Annotated in this window: 17 protein-coding genes; 9 read left to right on the top strand and 8 right to left on the bottom strand. The window is 27.6% G+C overall.

Features of this window, described 5'->3' with window-relative positions:
• Positions 1-20: 20 nt before the first annotated feature.
• Positions 21-233: a malate dehydrogenase gene (locus tag LPB137_RS07930; RefSeq protein WP_076086743.1), complete on the bottom strand. Its 213-nt coding sequence runs from the start codon at positions 231-233 to the stop codon at positions 21-23.
• 52 nt (positions 234-285) lie between these two features.
• Between LPB137_RS07930 and LPB137_RS07925 the strand changes: the two genes are divergently transcribed.
• Positions 286-1,263: an SLAC1 anion channel family protein gene (locus LPB137_RS07925; RefSeq protein ID WP_076086741.1), complete on the top strand. Its 978-nt coding sequence runs from the start codon at positions 286-288 to the stop codon at positions 1,261-1,263.
• A gap of 17 nt (positions 1,264-1,280) precedes the next feature.
• Here LPB137_RS07925 and LPB137_RS07920 read toward each other — a convergent pair whose 3' ends face one another.
• Positions 1,281-1,781 (bottom strand): MarR family winged helix-turn-helix transcriptional regulator, encoded by a 501-nt coding sequence (locus LPB137_RS07920; protein WP_076086739.1) that lies wholly within the window; start codon positions 1,779-1,781, stop codon positions 1,281-1,283.
• A 113-nt stretch (positions 1,782-1,894) separates the two neighbouring features.
• Between LPB137_RS07920 and LPB137_RS07915 the strand changes: the two genes are divergently transcribed.
• The 6 genes from LPB137_RS07915 (at position 1,895) to LPB137_RS07890 (ending at position 10,023) form a co-directional block, all read left to right on the top strand.
• Positions 1,895-3,130 carry a TolC family protein gene (locus LPB137_RS07915; protein ID WP_122892978.1) on the top strand — a complete coding sequence of 412 codons (1,236 nt, stop codon included), beginning with the start codon at positions 1,895-1,897 and terminating at the stop codon, positions 3,128-3,130.
• Positions 3,127-4,200, top strand: a complete 1,074-nt coding sequence (locus LPB137_RS07910) for an efflux RND transporter periplasmic adaptor subunit (protein WP_164707185.1) — start codon at positions 3,127-3,129, stop codon at positions 4,198-4,200. Before LPB137_RS07915 ends, LPB137_RS07910 begins: the two co-directional genes overlap by 4 nt.
• 1 nt (position 4,201) lies before the next feature.
• Entirely contained in the window at positions 4,202-7,342 is a 3,141-nt protein-coding gene (locus tag LPB137_RS07905; RefSeq protein WP_076086732.1) for an efflux RND transporter permease subunit, read from the top strand.
• Positions 7,343-7,346: 4 nt separating this feature from the next.
• Positions 7,347-7,946, top strand: coding sequence for a TetR/AcrR family transcriptional regulator (locus tag LPB137_RS07900; RefSeq protein WP_076086729.1), 600 nt, complete (start codon positions 7,347-7,349; stop codon positions 7,944-7,946).
• A 57-nt stretch (positions 7,947-8,003) separates the two neighbouring features.
• The gene (locus LPB137_RS07895) at positions 8,004-9,023 is read left to right on the top strand and encodes an aldo/keto reductase (protein WP_076086726.1); all 1,020 of its coding nucleotides are present in this window, start codon (positions 8,004-8,006) and stop codon (positions 9,021-9,023) included.
• A gap of 103 nt (positions 9,024-9,126) precedes the next feature.
• Positions 9,127-10,023, top strand: coding sequence for a ChaN family lipoprotein (locus tag LPB137_RS07890; RefSeq protein WP_076086723.1), 897 nt, complete (start codon positions 9,127-9,129; stop codon positions 10,021-10,023).
• A 47-nt stretch (positions 10,024-10,070) separates the two neighbouring features.
• Here the strand turns inward: LPB137_RS07890 and LPB137_RS07885 are convergent, their stop codons facing one another.
• The 4 genes from LPB137_RS07885 to LPB137_RS07870 form a co-directional block, all read right to left on the bottom strand.
• Positions 10,071-11,330, bottom strand: a complete 1,260-nt coding sequence (locus LPB137_RS07885) for an NnrS family protein (protein WP_076086720.1) — start codon at positions 11,328-11,330, stop codon at positions 10,071-10,073.
• Positions 11,330-12,085: an ATP-binding cassette domain-containing protein gene (locus LPB137_RS07880; protein ID WP_076086717.1), complete on the bottom strand. Its 756-nt coding sequence runs from the start codon at positions 12,083-12,085 to the stop codon at positions 11,330-11,332. Before LPB137_RS07880 ends, LPB137_RS07885 begins: the two co-directional genes overlap by 1 nt.
• A complete protein-coding gene (locus LPB137_RS07875) occupies positions 12,073-12,855 on the bottom strand; it encodes an ABC transporter permease (RefSeq protein ID WP_076086714.1) in 783 nt (260 codons plus the stop codon). The genes LPB137_RS07880 and LPB137_RS07875 overlap by 13 nt, the downstream gene beginning before the upstream one ends.
• 102 nt (positions 12,856-12,957) lie before the next feature.
• The gene (locus LPB137_RS07870; protein WP_076086711.1) at positions 12,958-13,938 is read right to left on the bottom strand and encodes an ABC transporter substrate-binding protein; all 981 of its coding nucleotides are present in this window, start codon (positions 13,936-13,938) and stop codon (positions 12,958-12,960) included.
• A gap of 309 nt (positions 13,939-14,247) precedes the next feature.
• On the opposite strand from LPB137_RS07870, the gene LPB137_RS07865 reads away from it, so the two are divergent.
• Both LPB137_RS07865 and LPB137_RS07860 read left to right on the top strand, forming a co-directional pair.
• Positions 14,248-14,610 carry a hypothetical protein gene (locus LPB137_RS07865; RefSeq protein ID WP_076086708.1) on the top strand — a complete coding sequence of 121 codons (363 nt, stop codon included), beginning with the start codon at positions 14,248-14,250 and terminating at the stop codon, positions 14,608-14,610.
• 9 nt (positions 14,611-14,619) lie between these two features.
• Complete coding sequence (locus LPB137_RS07860) at positions 14,620-15,606, top strand: TonB-dependent receptor plug domain-containing protein (protein WP_076086705.1); 987 nt, start codon at positions 14,620-14,622, stop codon at positions 15,604-15,606.
• 29 nt (positions 15,607-15,635) lie between these two features.
• Here the strand turns inward: LPB137_RS07860 and LPB137_RS07855 are convergent, their stop codons facing one another.
• Both LPB137_RS07855 and LPB137_RS07850 read right to left on the bottom strand, forming a co-directional pair.
• The gene (locus tag LPB137_RS07855; protein ID WP_237671630.1) at positions 15,636-16,517 is read right to left on the bottom strand and encodes an IS3 family transposase; all 882 of its coding nucleotides are present in this window, start codon (positions 16,515-16,517) and stop codon (positions 15,636-15,638) included.
• Positions 16,514-16,810, bottom strand: a complete 297-nt coding sequence (locus tag LPB137_RS07850; RefSeq protein WP_076083151.1) for a transposase — start codon at positions 16,808-16,810, stop codon at positions 16,514-16,516. The genes LPB137_RS07855 and LPB137_RS07850 overlap by 4 nt, the downstream gene beginning before the upstream one ends.
• Between the last annotated feature and the right edge of the window lie 44 nt (positions 16,811-16,854).

Genomic DNA, 16,854 nt, shown 5'->3' with positions numbered 1-16,854 from the left:
AGTTATAATTATAAATATAATTAGAAAAAACTGTTTAATTGTGCTTTTAACTTTTTAGGTAAATGAGCATATACCATGGTTCTTTTGGCTATAAAATCTTGATTTTCAAAGATTTCAGTATCTAAAGTTAGTGTTTGAGTTTTAAAATTTATTAGTTTTATTGTTTGACCTTTCTCTTCAAAAGAGAGGTTCATCTTTTTTAAATCTACTAATACAGCTTTCTTTTTTGCCATTTTTAACCTTTTTTTTAATTATATTAAATTATTTATAAATAGGATGTAAGAAATGAAAAATAATGAGAGTATTAAATCAATACCATCAAATAGATTACAATTCTTTCCAGTAATGATGTTCGCTATTGTAATGGGATTATCTGGATTGTCATTAGTATTTAAAAAATTAAGTGAAGTTTTATATTTTCCATCAATAGTTGGAATTTTATTTACTTTATTATCAACAATAATATTTTTTCTAATTTTAGGAAACTATCTTTATAAACTATTAAAATATAAAGAAGAAGTTAAAACTGAGATAACTCACCCAATTAGAATCAACTTTTTTGCTGCTATTTCAATTTCAATATTAATATTGTCAATTCTTTATAGACACAGTTTAGATGATTTATCACAAATATTCTTTATAGTTGGAGCAATTATACATATAGGATTGACTTTTTATACTATGAAATTTTGGATAAATAATAATCTTGAAATACAACACTCAAATCCAGCATGGTTTATACCAATTGTTGGTAACTTAATTGTTCCAATTGCAGGAAAAGGTTTTATTGATGATTCTATATTATATTTTTATTTTTCAATTGGTATATTCTTTTGGATTATACTTTTTTCAATTATATTAAATAGAATTATCTTTCATAAACAATTTGCACCAAAGTTTATGCCAACACTGTTTATTTTAATAGCACCACCTGCAATAGGTTTTTTATCATATATTAAATTAACAGGAGAATTAGACTTCTTTGCCCATATTTTATATAGTTTAGGACTGTTTTTTACTATTCTTGTTTTTACTATGTATAAAAACTATATTAATATTAAGTTCTTTATTTCATGGTGGGCATTTACATTTCCAATGGCGGCAATAACACTTGCAACTATCTTAATGTACGAATTAACAGCTTTCTCATTTTATGCAATTTTATCTTATGCACTTATGGTTATTACAACTATAGTTGTATTTTTAGTTGCTAAAGAAACTATTGCACACATGAGAAAAAAAGAAATATGTATTATGGAGTAATCCATAATACATATATTTTACTTTTCTTTTTCTTCTGCAATTGAGTATAGAATCTTCTTAAAAGCTTTTTCTAGAATTTCTTTTTCTGTATCATTTAAAATATCATAAAAATAATCATCATTCTTTTGAAATAAAGGAAAACATTCAACTACAATTCTTCTACCTCTTTCTTCAAGATATAAGAGTGAACTTCTTTTATCTTCTTTAGAATCTTTTTTATAGATAAGTTTTTTAAACTCTAGCTTTGTAACAACTTTACTAATTCCACCTGAAGAGAATACAAGTCTTTCTGAAACTTCAGAAGCTGTTAGACCTTCTTTATATATATGTAAAGCAACCAGCACATCAATTTCAGCTTGAGTTACATCATATTCTTCATATATATGTTTACCTCTTGAATGTAACATATTTGAAATAATGGTCATTGGAATAGATATTGCAGCAGTATTATTTCTAACACCTTCTTTATTTTCATTTTCTTCATATGCATAGAATGCATCTAATATTTTTTTCTTCATGTATAAATTATATCACAAAAATTTAGAAATTCACATAAAGTGCCTTCTTAGGAAAGCACTTTGTAAGTTTGAAGATGTTAAATTCCTAGGAAGGTAATTAATAAGGATTTAAAATGATAAAAAAAGTTGTAATAGGATTAACTTTACCTATCTTACTTTTCTCAGAAAGTTTAAATGATTTAATAGAAATGTCATTAAAAAATAAAAATATTATGTCAACACAAAAAAGTGTAGAATCAATTCAAGAAGAGTATAAAAGCGTAAAGAAAGGCTATTTGCCAGAATTAAGTATAGGTGGAGCATATACTGATGTCTCTCATGAGACTGCATCTTATGCAAATAATTCATTAAATGCATATGTAGACTTATCTTATAGTTTATATGATGGTGGAAAAAAAGATTTAACTTATAAATCTTATGAGTCACAAATAAAAGCTTCTAAAGAAGATTTGTCAACATTAAAAAATGAAGTATCATTAGATGTTATAGAACATTACTTCAATTATTTAACATATGTTTCTCAAAAAGATGCAAAGTTAAAAGAAATAGAACAATTAAATGCTCAGCATAAAAGATTAAGTAAGTTCCTAGCTGTTGGTACTACTACAATTGATGAACTTGATAGAATTCTATCAACTTTAGAAAGTGCAAAAGTTGAACTTCATGAATTAGATTTAAATATTCAAACAGTTTTACATGAACTAGAATATATAACAGGACAAAGAGTTAATATTGACGTTGGATCATATATAGATGTAATAAATGATGAAAATGAACAAAGAAATGATATAAAATCTTTAGAACACAGTGTTCAAACAAAATTTATAGATGCTAAAAGTGTTAAAACAGAGGATAATCCACAAATTACATTGGATAATAAGTTTACATATTATGATAATAATTATAATAGTTCAACATATGAAACAAGTGCTAGTAATATTGATAGACAAAATATTTTCTCAGTAAATCTTACTTGGAAATTATTTGATTTTGGTTCAACAAAAGCTGCTTATGAGGCTTCTCACAAATCTTTCTTAAGTTCAAAATCAAAACTTGAATATGAAAAAAACAAAGCAAGTGTAGATTTAAATTTAGCAAAAAAATCTTTTGATATTGCAAAGCTTAAAATTAAATCAGCACAAGCAGCAGTAAGAGCTGCATCAAGTACATATGATGTAGTAAAAAATAAATATGAAAATGGTTTAGTAGATAATGTAAGTTATTTAGAAGCATTAAGTGATAAATCAAATGCTCAAAGTTCACTTAGTTTAGCAGAAAATAATTTTGAAGTTAGAAAAGCTAACTTAATGTATCAAAAAGGTAAAAATGTATGGGAGTACGTAAAATGAAAAAATTATTAGCAAGTTTAGTATTATTAACAAGCACATTTGTGTTTGCAGCCAATAAAGAAGCACCAAGTGTTAAGGTAGAAGCCTTTACTGTTACAAATGATGTTGTAACAATTAGTAAAAAATATCCAGCGACTATTAAAGCAGAAAAGAGCGTTAATATAATTGCAAGAGTTTCAGGTGCACTTCAAAATAGATACTTTGAAGAGGGTTCTTTTGTAAAGAAAGGTCAAAAATTATATAAAATTGAACAAAGAACATATCAAGCAAATATTGATTCATCACGAGCTGCTTTAAATAGCGCAAAATCATTATTAGTAAAAGCTACAAATGATTGGAAAAGATATAAAAAATTATATGAGCAAAAGTCAATTAGTGCATCTCAAAAAGATGAATATTATTACAACTATCAAAATGCATTAGCAAATACAAAAAATGCTGAAGCTGCATTAACAAATGCAAAAATTCAATATGGTTATACACAAATTAAAGCGCCAATGGATGGTATTATTTCTACTACTTTATTAAATGTTGGTAACTATGTAAATGCAAATACTGTATTAACAACTATTACAAAAGTTGATCCTGTTTACGTTGAATTCTCATTACCTCAAACTGATTTAGGTAAATACTTAAGTCATATAAAATCAAAAGAAGTAAAGTTTTCTATGAATTGTCAAAATGAATGTATTGTAGGTGGAACTTTAAAATATATTTCTCCTATATTAGATTCTTCAACAGATACACTTTTATTAAGAACAGAGTTTCCTAATAAAGATAATAAAGTTATTGTAGGACAGTTTACAAATATTAATGTAGAAAATATAGCTATCCCAGGTGTAATTAGTATTCCAGAAATTGCAATTATGCAAAATGGGGGTGCTTCAGTTGTATATGTAATTGATGATAAATCTACAGTACAAATTAGACCAGTTGTATTAACAGGTGAAAATACTCAAACAGGTGTTGTTATTAGTAGTGGTTTAAAAAGTGGAGAGAAAATTGTATTAAGTAATATTGCAAAGCTTAGACCAAATTCAAAGGTACAAATAGTAGAAGGAAAAAAATAAAATGATTTCAACTTATTTTATAAAAAATCCAGTATTTACATCGGTAATTTCAATTATCATATTTCTTACTGGACTTTTGGCAATTAAAAACTTGCCAGTTGAGCAATACCCTCAAGTATCGCCTCCTCAAATTATTGTATCTACTACATATGCTGGAGCTAGTGCTCAAACTATTGCACAAACAGTTGTTGCACCATTAGAAGAAAGCTTAAATGGTGTTGAAAATATGATTTATATGGAATCAACAACATCAGATGATGGAACAGCTTCTATTAGTATTTTCTTTGAAGTAGGAACAGATAAGCAAGATGCAAAAGTAAATGTAAATAATAGAGTACAAACAGTTCTTTCTACAATGCCAACAGTTGTTCAAAGTCAAGGATTAAATGTTCGTGAAAGATCAGCAAGTATGCTAAAAGTTTATGCATTAATTTCTCCTGATAATTCTAAAGATACTTTGTTTTTATCAAATTATGCAAAAAACAATATAGTTGATGAACTTAAACGTATTAAAGGTGTTGGTGATGTAGTTATTTTTGGTGAAAAAGAATATGCTATGAGAGTTTGGATTGATCCTGATAAATTAGTTAGTTTCAATTTAACTGCTGCTGAAGTAATTACAAAAATCAAAGATCAAAATGAACAATATGCTGCTGGTAAATTTGGTCAAGAACCAACTGCGAGTAAGCAAATGTTTACATATACATTACAAACGCCTAATAGATTTGAAAATGCGGAACAATTTGCAAATATTATTTTAAAGTCTGATGAAAGAGGAAGAAATGTATTATTAAAAGACGTATCAACAGTTGAACTTGGTGCTGCGTCTTATTCAAGAAAGCCTTTATATAATGGTAAAAATGCAATTCCTTTTGGTATTTTCTTACAATCAGGGGCAAATGCTTTAGATACTGATGCTGCAATTAATACAAAAATTAGTGAAATTGAGAAGATTTTCCCTGATGGAGTTGCCTATAAAGTTCCTTATGAAACATTATCATTTATTAAAATTTCTATCAATGAAGTTGTTAATACATTTATTGAAGCTATGATTTTAGTTATGTTAATTATTTATATATTCTTACAAAACTGGAGAGCTACACTAATTCCAATTTTAGCTGTTCCTATTTCGATTGTTGGGGCATTTGCTGGTATGTATGCACTTGGTTATAGTATAAATCTTCTTACATTATTTGGATTAGTTTTAGCCATTGGTATTGTTGTTGATGATGCTATTATTGTTATTGAAAATGTTGAAAAACATATGTCTGATGGTATGAGTCCAAAAGATGCAACAATGAAAGCTATGCAAGAAGTTTCAGGTGCCTTAGTCGCAATTGTTTTAGTTTTATCTGCTGTATTTTTACCTGTAGCTTTTCTTGGCGGACTTTCAGGTGTAATGTATAAACAATTTGCTGTTACTATTGCAATTTCTGTTGCAATTTCAGGTTTTGTTGCATTAACATTAACACCAGCACTTTGTACTTTACTATTAAAACCAAACCATGGTGAGCCAAACTTTTTCTTTAGATGGTTTAATAGAATGTTTGAATCTTTATCTAATGGATATGCAAAATTAGTTAAATTTGTAATTAAATTATCAGTTGTATTTTTAGTTATTTATGCAGCTATAGTTTATGTTACATATTCGGAATATGGAAAAATGAATACATCATTAGTTCCAACAGAAGATCAAGGAAATGTATTTATTCTTTCTTATAATCCTCCAGGTTCTTCATTAACAAGAACAGAAAAACTTGCAGGTCAAATTTATGATACTGTTACACAAAACCCAAATGTTGAACAAGTATTCCAAATTCCTGGTATGGATTTTGGTACATTTACAAATAGAACAAATGCAATGATTACATTTGTTGATATGAAAGATTGGAGTCAAAGATTAAATCCTGATCAACAAACTCCATTTTTAGCTAAAAAGTTTACAGGTCAATTAATGCAAACTACAAGTGAAGGATTTAGTTTCGGTGTTGTTCCTTCTCCAATTCCAGGTATGTCTATGACAGGTGGTTTTGATATGTATGTACAAGCTAGAAATAGTACAGATATTTTAGAATTAAACAAATATGTAAGTGAAATTGTAAAAAAAGCAAATGCTAATCCAAGTTTAACAGGAGTTAGAACTACACTTAATGTTAATACTCCAAAATACAAAATGGAAGTAGATTATCAAAAAGCATTCTCAAAAGGTGTTACAACAAGTGATATTTTTACAGCTTTAAATGCAAGTTTAGCAGACAAGTATGTGAATGATTTTACATTAAATGGTAAAAATTATAATGTTGTTATTGAGTCACTTCAAAAATATAGAGAAAACCCAGAAAATTTAAATAAGATTTTTGTTAGAGGAAGTAATGGAGAATTATTACCTATTACATCATTTGTAGCAATTAAGAAAACAACAGGGACTGATATTATTACTAGAATGAATATGTTCCAATCAGCTAAAATCTCAGGTTCTCCTTCTGTTGGAGTTAGCTCAAGTGAAGCATTAAATGTAATTGAAAAAATTTCTAAAGAAGTTCTTCCTAGTGATTATTCTATTGCATGGACAGGAACTGCTTATCAAGAAAAAGAGTTATCAACTAATAGTAGTTTAGCATTTATAGCAGGTATTATTTTCTTATATTTAGTTCTTTCAGCTTTATATGAAAGATGGTTCTTACCAATTGCTATTGTATTTGCTGTTCCGTTCGCAGTGTTAGGTTCTATTGAAGCTACAGTTTGGAGAGAATTATCTAATGATATTTATTTCCAAGTTGGATTATTGGTACTTATTGGACTTAGTGCAAAAAATGCAATTTTAATCGTTGAGTTTGCATTACACAAAAGAAAAGAAGGAATGAAATTAGTTGATGCAGCAGTCGAAGCTGCAAAATTAAGATTAAGACCTATTATTATGACTTCATTAGCATTTACAATTGGAGTTGTTCCTTTAGCAATATCTCAAGGAGCAGGTGCAGCTAGTAGACACTCTATTGGTACAGGTGTTATTGGGGGTATGTTAGCAGCTACATTTATAGCAATTATTTTTATTCCAATGTTTTATTATGTAGTTGAAAAACTTACAAATAGTGATGAAAAAATGGAGAAAAAAAGATTATTAGAAGACAAAGAAAGTTGATATTATGAATGAGGATAAGAATAATTTAAAGAAAATAAGAAAAAATGAAATTATGAAAATAGCTTCAGATTTATTTTATTCTAAAGGTATAAGTGAAACAACAATTTCTGAAATTACATATCTAGCGAATATTGGCAAGGGGACTTTTTATGAATATTTTAAAAATAAAGATGATGTAATTAATGAATATATAAAAGATTATTTCGATAATGTTCATAATCAAATCAATGAAAAAGTTGATGATTTTAAAAGCAATAGAGAGAAGATTCTCTTTATTGTTAAATACCTTTTTAAATCGAAAGAAAAAGATGAAAAATTTACTTATGTTTTAATTGAATTTTTAAGATTAACATTTAATAAAAAGAATGATGAAGTAAAAAAATTACATGGTTTTAATGAACAGGTTTTAAATCTTATAAATTATCATTTAAAAAAAGGAATACAAACTAAAGAGTTTAAAGATTGCAATACAGAAGAGATATCTATTGAAATCATTTCAAGTATTTTAGGAAATTTAGTTATGTCTTTAAGTCATGAGTTTAAAGATTGTGATAATTCTACAAAATGTAATGTTGAAACAATTTTAAATTCAATAAAAAATTAATTGAAATAAACTTTTTATATAGTTATAATCACTTATTAAAAATATGAAGGAAATATTATGGATTTTAGATACATAGGAAATAGTGGACTTAGAGTTTCTTCAATTTGTATGGGAACTATGACTTTTGGTTCTACTACATCTAAGAAAGAAGCTTTTAAGATAATGGATAAAGCATATGATAATGGAATAAATTTTTATGATACAGCTGAGCTTTACCCCGTACCTCCTAAAAAAGCAACTGCTGGAGATACAGAAGAATGGGTAGGGGAGTGGTTAAAGACTAAAGAAAGAGATTCTATTATCTTAGCTTCAAAAGTAAGTGGAGCAGCTGCAGGTTGGTTTGTTCCACCTCAAAGACATGGGCTTACAGCTATTGATTCTTTTCATATTAAAAAAGCAATTGAAGGAAGTTTAAAAAGACTTGACACTGATTATTTAGATCTTTATCAAATGCATTGGCCAGACCCAATTGTACCTATTGAAGAGAGTTTAAGAGCTTTTGATGATTTAGTAAAAGAAGGAAAAGTAAGATACTTAGGAACTTCAAATGATTCTGCTTATGGACTTACAAAAGCGAATGAAACGGCTAAAAATAAAAACTTATCTAGGTTTCAATCTATTCAAAATAATTTTTCACTATTAAATCCTAGATTTCTAGATGAACTTTCTACTGTATGTAAAAATGAAAACATTTCGCTTCTTCCATATTCACCAATAGGTGGGGGCGTTTTATCAGGAAAATATAGTAATAACTTTTATCCAGAAAATGCAAGGTTTTCAGCTTATGTAAATAATCCAAATCCAAGAGTTCAAGCACAAGCTACAAGATTTGTTAATCCTAAAACATTAGAAGCTACAAGTAGATATGTGCAATTATCAAAAGAGTATGGTATTTCTCCTGTTACTTTAGCAGTTGCTTATTCAAAACATTTTGATTTTGTAGCTTCTACAATTATAGGTGCTAGAGAATTGTCTCAATTAGATGAATCCCTAGAAGCTTTTAAATTTAATATTGATAATGAGTTAATGAGTAAAATTGAAAGAATTCAAGCTGATATTTTATATCCAATGGGATAATAATATTAAATTATTATAATTAAAAAGAAGATGTAATTTTATTACATCTTCTTCATATACATTCTTAGTGTTAAAATATTACATAAAATCAAAAGGTAAAAATATGTTAAAAATTTTATTAATATTTATAACTGTCATTTATATATTTTCAGGTTGTACAAACAAAGAACTCTTATTAACACATAATCTAGAAAAAAAAGAAGGAATTTATTCTATAAAACAAGCAAAAGATATAAATATGAAACAGCTTGTAAAAGAAATAGAATATTATCCAATAATCTTTGTTGGTGATCATCACAATACTGAAAAAACACATAAGTTTTTTGAAAATCTTTTAAAAGAATTAGATAAAAATGGTACAAATTTATTTTTAGCAAATGAATGGTTTACACCACAACATGATAAGTTGTTAAAAGACTTTACAGATGGAAAAATTGATAGTAAGACCTTAAAAGAAAAAAGAAAATGGGATGAATTTACAGTATATAAATGGAAATATGTAGAACCCTTATATGAAGCTATAAAGAAAAACAATGGGAAACTTTATGGTATCAACATATCCAAAGAACAAAGAGAAAAAATATCTTTAAAACTTTTTGATAAAATGAGTAAAGAAGAAAAAGAGTTTTACAATAATTTAGATTTAAATGTTAGTGCTCATAATCAATTAGTAATGCCATATTTAAAACATTGTAATAAAATGCCTCCTTCAGATAATCCTGAACCATGTGAAGAAAGAATGTATAGAGTTCAAGTGACATGGGATACCTATATGGCACAAAATCTAGCAAAAATAGCTAAAAAAGTAATCAAAAACCCAAAAGACAAACTTATTGTATTTGCAGGTGCTATGCATGTTGAACAAAATTTAGGTATTCCTTTAAGATTTGCAAGATTAAGTAATCTTCCTTTTGTAACTATTTCAAATGAAAAGATACAAAAAGATAAGGATTTAAAACTTGATGTTAATAAAGCAGATATCGTTTACATTTACGAATAAGATATCTCTAAAGATTAGTATAAATTTTCATTTATACTAATCTTTTTTTATCCTTTTATACCATCAGCTCTAGGAGTTAATAAAAAGTTATAAAATACTTTTATGTATATTACAAAAGGAATCGCCCATAGAATTGATGAGTAGATATATAATTCTTGTATATAGTTTTCAAAAAATGGAATCAAAGCTCTCATAAGAGTTGCAATAACAATTAATAAAATCATAATATGAGTATAAATATTTGAAGTTAAATGTCTTCCTGTATGCACAAAACCAATAATCATCATTACAATTAAATAAGATAAACCAATACCTCCACTTGTAATAAAGTGTCTAAAGTGATTTATTCCATATATATTGTCATTTAATATATCCCAACCCATAAGTGCATAACCAAGACTAAGCATAAGAGGAATTAGTGCTAGATATATTACATAAGGTTGATTCAAAATAAATTTATCTTTTAAAATATAATCACTAGTAAGTGCTAAAATAGACGCAGCAGTAGCAAGTCCTAACCAACCTAAAGCACTATTCTCTGGATATAAGAACTCTATAGTAGTAAATAAAGCTATACCAAATATTGCAAGATTTGTAAGAGGTGGTCTTGATATATAAATATCATCAATGCCTTTATCTTCCATTAGTTCGTTTACTGCTTCCATATTAACTCTTCTAAGTGCTAGTAGTATTAAAATAACAATTGCGCCTGTTGCAACTTTTAAAATACTTATTCCTTCAATACTTACAAATCCTAATTTTGAAGAGAAAAACCATATTTCAATAGCTAGTATACTAATAAGACTATAACCTAAACTGGCATGTCTTTGAAGTTTATCAAGAACTACATCTTTTGCAAACCATAATAACCATATAAGCATTGAAATATTTAAAATAGCTGTAAGCCATATTCCTGTTATATCAATAGTCCAAAAACTAACACGTCCTAAAACCCATAAAGCAACTATATATTTTAGTCTTTGTCCAACAAAGGGAATCATTCCTGGAAAAAGTTCAGGAAGACCAGTCGTTAAAAATGCCATAACTCCAGCTGTTAATATTCCAAATAACATTTCATAAATATGCCAAGTTAAAGAAGCATCCATAAAAGGAATTGATAAAACACCATTCCAAACTAATCCCCATAATATCATTGAAATAACAAGGTAAGGTGCTAGTAGTAAAAATACTGGTCTAAATCCATAGGCTAAATAAGGAGGAACATCTTTTTCATCGGGGTAGTACATATAATGATTTGTTGCGTGCAATGGCTGTTCTTGGGTATTATTTTTTAATTCATTTTCCATTATTTAAATCCTATTGTTTGTAATTCAAATGTATTTATAATAGTTTCATCTTGCAATATCTTTGCTGTTTCATTATAAACAAATTTATCATCTCTTTTTTCTTGCGATAAGTCATATTCAAACTCTTTTATTATATGACCAGGGTCAGCTTGTAATAAATGTATCTTGTCGCTTAATCTAATCGCTTCCATTAAATCATGAGTAATAAATAAAATAGTAAGGTTCTTTTCTTTAACCATTTGAATTAAGTATGTTTGTAACTCCATTTTTAAACCAATATCTAAAGCAGAGAAGGGTTCATCAAGAAATAATAAAGATGGATTTACAACTAAAGCTCTTGCAAAAGAAACTCTTTGTTTCATTCCTCCACTTAAATCTTTTGGAAATTTATCAAAATCATCTTTTTCTAATCCAAATTTTAGTGCTATTTCTTCTGACATTTTTTTAGCAACTTTATTTTTAATACCTTTTGCTAATAAACCAATAGCTATATTATCAATAACATTTTTCCATGGAAGTAATCTTGCTTCTTGAAAAGCAAAAGATGAACTAGTAAAAGTGTTTTCTACACTTCCTTCTTGAACATCAAGAAGATTTGCACATAAATGCATTAATGTAGTTTTTCCACCACCTGATGGCCCAACTATTGATAAAACCTCACCTTTTTTTATTGAAAAGTTTATATCTTTTAATATTTGAGTAAAACCAAAACTATGATTTAATCTTTTTACTTCTAAACATTCTAAACTCGCCATAATTCAACCTCTCTTTTTATAGGTTCTAATATGATGTATTCAATAAACATTAATGAACCAACCATAATAGAAACAAGTGCTAAAGCTGTCGGTGTATCAAGTTGACTTCTAGCAACTGCTAAAGAAGCTCCAATACCATTTGAAGTTGCAAGTAATTCAGCCATAACAACTATCTTCCAAGCCATTCCAAGACCACTAACCCATGCAGGAAAAACATAAGAAAAAATATGAGGAAAATAAACATCAATAAACTTCATATGCCATGGCAAGTTAAAACTATCAGCCATCTCTTTTAAATCTCCTTCTAATGTTCTTGTTCCTTGTAATGCTCCTACAAATATGATTGGAAAAGATGCAATAACAACTGTAAAAATTACAGTTTCATCTCCCATTCCAAACCAAATCATTGCAAGTACAATCCATGCAATTGGAGGCATTCCCATTAAAATTGTAACAATAGGACGACTCATCATTGATGCAGTCGCAAAGAAACCAGCAAGAAGACCTAAAATTGATCCTACAAGTAATGAAAAACCAAAACCAACAGCAGAACGATATAAAGTAGTTTTAATTTCTTCAATTACTGATTTATCTTGAAGCATCAGTCCTAGTGTTTGGAAAGTTTCTAAAGGGGAGGGGAGTATTAAATCCCCGTAAATTTGATTTCCTACATCCCATGAAGCAATAAAAAGTAGAATAGATGCAATCGCACCCCATCCGCTCCAAAGGTAAGCAGGAAAATCTTTTAATATTTTTAGTAAAAACTTCACTAAATATCCTTAGTATCAAATTTTATATTAATGATAATCATTATTGTAATAATATCAGAGGTCTTATTTTTCCACATTGACTAATATCAATATTTATTCTTATTATCTGAAATAGAAAGCATCATTAGGTAATTTACCACCAATTGTTTTAGGATTGTTTTTTTCTAATAATTTATAGAAGAATTCTAAGTCTTCTTTTGAATCTTCTGCGCTTACTGTATTTAACTGAACATGTTTAATACTTTCGGCAACTCCAGCTTCATCAAGCATTGGTATTTCTTCTACTACAATGCTAGCAGCTTCTTTAGGATTGTTTTTATACCATTGTAATGATTTTGCATACTCTTCATTAAATCTTTTGATTGCTTTTTTATTTAAAATCATATCTCCAATAACAGACATTCCCGCTTGTGGAACTTTTGACTCAACTTTAAAAGTTTTTCCCCATTCTTTTTGTAGATCAACGCTTCTATATAAATCAGGTGCTACAAGTTTTAAAGGAAATGAACCTGTCTTCATTAAAGCAATAGAAATTGCTGGTTCTGCTAGTAATGCATGATCTACTTGTCTTAAAATTAAGTTTTGCATTGCATCAAAAGGATTACTCATATATTTTAATTTGAAATCTTTTTTAGGATCCATCCCTTGTGCTTTTACAAGCTCTTCAAATATAATATCTGGCATATCAGCTCTAAAAGGCATTGCTATTTCTTTACCTTTAAAGTCTGCTAATGTTTTAAGAGTTTCATCTCTTGTAATCATTCCTAATATTCCCCAAACAGAAACATTTAAGAGCTTTATTCTCACACCTCTATTATAAAGATTAGCAGCTACGTTTGTCGGAACTGCAATAAAATCAGCTCTATTTTTTAAAGTTAAAGCTCTTAATTCATCTGGATTTTTCCATAACTTAAACTCAACTACTTCTGCAATATCATTTAAAGCGCCAGTCTTAACCATATGAATAAGTGGATGAGAAACAGAAGCTACTGGACCACTTAATACTAGTTTTTTTAATTTATCTTGTGCATTTATATTTACGCAAGAAAGTAGTACAAGTACTGTAATTAGTGTTTTAAACATTTTAAATCCTTTGTTTTTTTGAATGTTATTATAATAAATCTTAATATTATATTTAATGATGATAATTGTTATCATAATTAAATTTAAAAAGAAATGATCTGTATCAATAATTAAAAATTTAATTCCGTTATAATTTTAAGAATGATTATCAAAATTAATAATTTTCTAAGATTAAATTGTTATTATTTCTTTTTAATAATAGTTATCAATTAAGGAGTGAACAATGAAAGAAAACGAAACTATTGATATGGATGATTTACAAAAGAGATGGAATGCAATGAAAAAGAATCAAAAGAAAAAGGATCAAAAATGATTTTTATTAACATAAATACAGTTTTCAAAGATGCTTTTACAAATAAAAATGTTTGTGCTTTAGAAACGATATTATCATCATCTGATTCGAGAATTAACATCATAAAAGAATTTGCTAATAAGGAGAATATAAATGAATTTAGAAAAGTCTTAGCTAAATTTAAAAGCAAGGGTCTAAAAAAAGATATAGAGGATTATTGTGATTTAATTGAATCTAAATATTTAAAACAAAGTAATAAAAATGATGGATTAAAGTCAATAATAATTAAATGTGTTAATGAAAAAAACATAAAAATAAATAAAGTTAAATATCTCAAAGATGATACATTCTCAAAAACGAGAGTAAATAACTATATATAAGGATAAATAATGCATAATAAAATACTATCAACTGCACTTATAGGACTAGTATCTAGCACTACTATACAAGCAAGTACTTTAGATAAAATTACAATTACGACTGCGACTAAAACTGAAAAATCTATCGATGGAGTAACTGCATCTGTTGTTGTTATTACAGAAAAAGATATAGAAAAAACTGGTGCTTCTACATTAGATAAAATTTTACAAAAAATACCATCTATAAATGCACAATATGGAAGGTTCCCACACCCTAGTTCTTCATCAAAAGCTTCTATTTCATTAAGAGGTATGGGATCAAATGGTACACTGATTTTAATTGATGGTAAAAGATTATCAGGAGAAACTGAAAGTCCATACGAAATGACTAGAATAACATCTTCAATGATTGAACGAATTGAGATAGTTAAAGGTTCAATGTCTACTTTATATGGTTCTGATGCTATTGGAGGTGTAATTAATATTATTACAAAGAAAATAGATAAAAATGTTACAACATTAGATTTAAAATATGGTTCAAATAGTGAGGGGGAGGCTATAAATAAAAATGCAAACCTAACAAATAGAGGACGTGTAGGTAAATTTAAATATAAAATCCATGCATCTATTGATGATACAACTCCTTACACAGAAAACAAATCATATACACAGCAAGCTATTAATCCAAGTTCGGGAGCAGATTTAAACTCATATCCTTTAGATAATGCATCTGGAGATTATGATGTAACGTATAAAGATGAAGCTACTGTTAGAACTATTGGAACAAGATTAGAATATGATTTTTCAGATAATTTTACAGCAGGGTTTGATTTAAACTATTTTACAGAAAATAGAGAAGGACAATACTTAGGAAATGCTGCGTCATCTCTTGGAGGCTTAATTACAAATACTCCTGTAAATTCTGAAGATAAAAATAGAAGAATTGATATTTCAAGTGATTTTAACTATATTATAAATGATGATTTATCAATGAATACAAAACTATTGGAGAGGTAACTAAAATTCATACACTTTTTTGCTTATCCCTAAGCCACCATTTCACTTTGTAACGCATTTTGTTTTTCTTCAAATTTAACAGGAGATAAATTTCCTACATAACTATGACTTCTAACTCTATTATAATAAAATTCAATATATTCAAATATCTCTTTTTTAGCTTGTTTCTTTGTATAAAAATATGTGTTATAAACTAATTCTTGTTTCAATGATTTAAAAAAACTCTCAGCAACAGAATTGTCCCAGCAATTGCCTTTTCGACTCATACTTTGTGTAATATTGTTTTTTAATAATAAATCTTTATGGCTATAAGAAGCATATTGTGAGCCTCTATCTGTGTGCCAAATGAGTCCAGAAGGTGGATTCCTATGAAGTATTGCCATACTTAATGCATCATTTACCAATGATACTTTCATCGTATCATCCATGCTCCAGCCAACTACTTTTCTTGAGTATAGGTCAATTACCGTTGCTAAATATAACCAGCCTTCACCTGTTGGAATGTAAGTAATATCCCCTACATATTTTTGATCTGGACTTGAAGCATAAAAGTCTCTATTTAAGATATTAGGTGCAATTGGCAGATTATGATTAGAATCAGTTGTATTTTTATATCTTCTTTTCATTTTAACTTTTAGATTTAAATCTTTCATGATATTTGAAATACGTCTTCTTGAAATAATTAATCCATATAATTCTTTTAGTTTATCTCTAATCCTACGAGTACCGTAGTTATTCCTACCTTGAAGAAAAATAATCTCAATTAATTCATTAAGTTTTTTATCTACTTTTTTTACAACAGACCCTGTTTTTATCCAATGGTAATAAGAAGATAAATCTACTTTAACAACTTTACACATAAGCTTAATGCTAAAACTCTTTTTATTCTCAAATATCCAAGCATACCTTATAGAGTTTCTTTTGCGAAGTATGCTGCTGCCTTTTTTAAAATGTCTCTTTCTTGTTTTAGTATTTTATTCTCACGTCTCAGTCGTTTTAGTTCTTCATTATCACTTTCTTTAGAAGAAGAATTTATATCTCGTATTGGTATATTATGAGCTTTTTTATATATAGTAACCCAATGATATAATGTCTTTGTATTTAAACCTAAATCTTTTGCTACTTTTACAACGCTTTCACCATCATTTAAAATTAATTGTACTGTGGAATCTTTGAACTCTTTACTGTATTTACTCTTTCTCATTTGTAACCTTTATTCATTTTATTTTATCTCAGAATTGTTAAATT

The sequence above is a fragment of the Poseidonibacter parvus genome (assembly GCF_001956695.1).
Classification (GTDB): domain Bacteria; phylum Campylobacterota; class Campylobacteria; order Campylobacterales; family Arcobacteraceae; genus Poseidonibacter; species Poseidonibacter parvus.
Note: the sequence above shows the minus strand (reverse complement) of the source record. Positions and strands in the feature narration are given on the sequence as shown.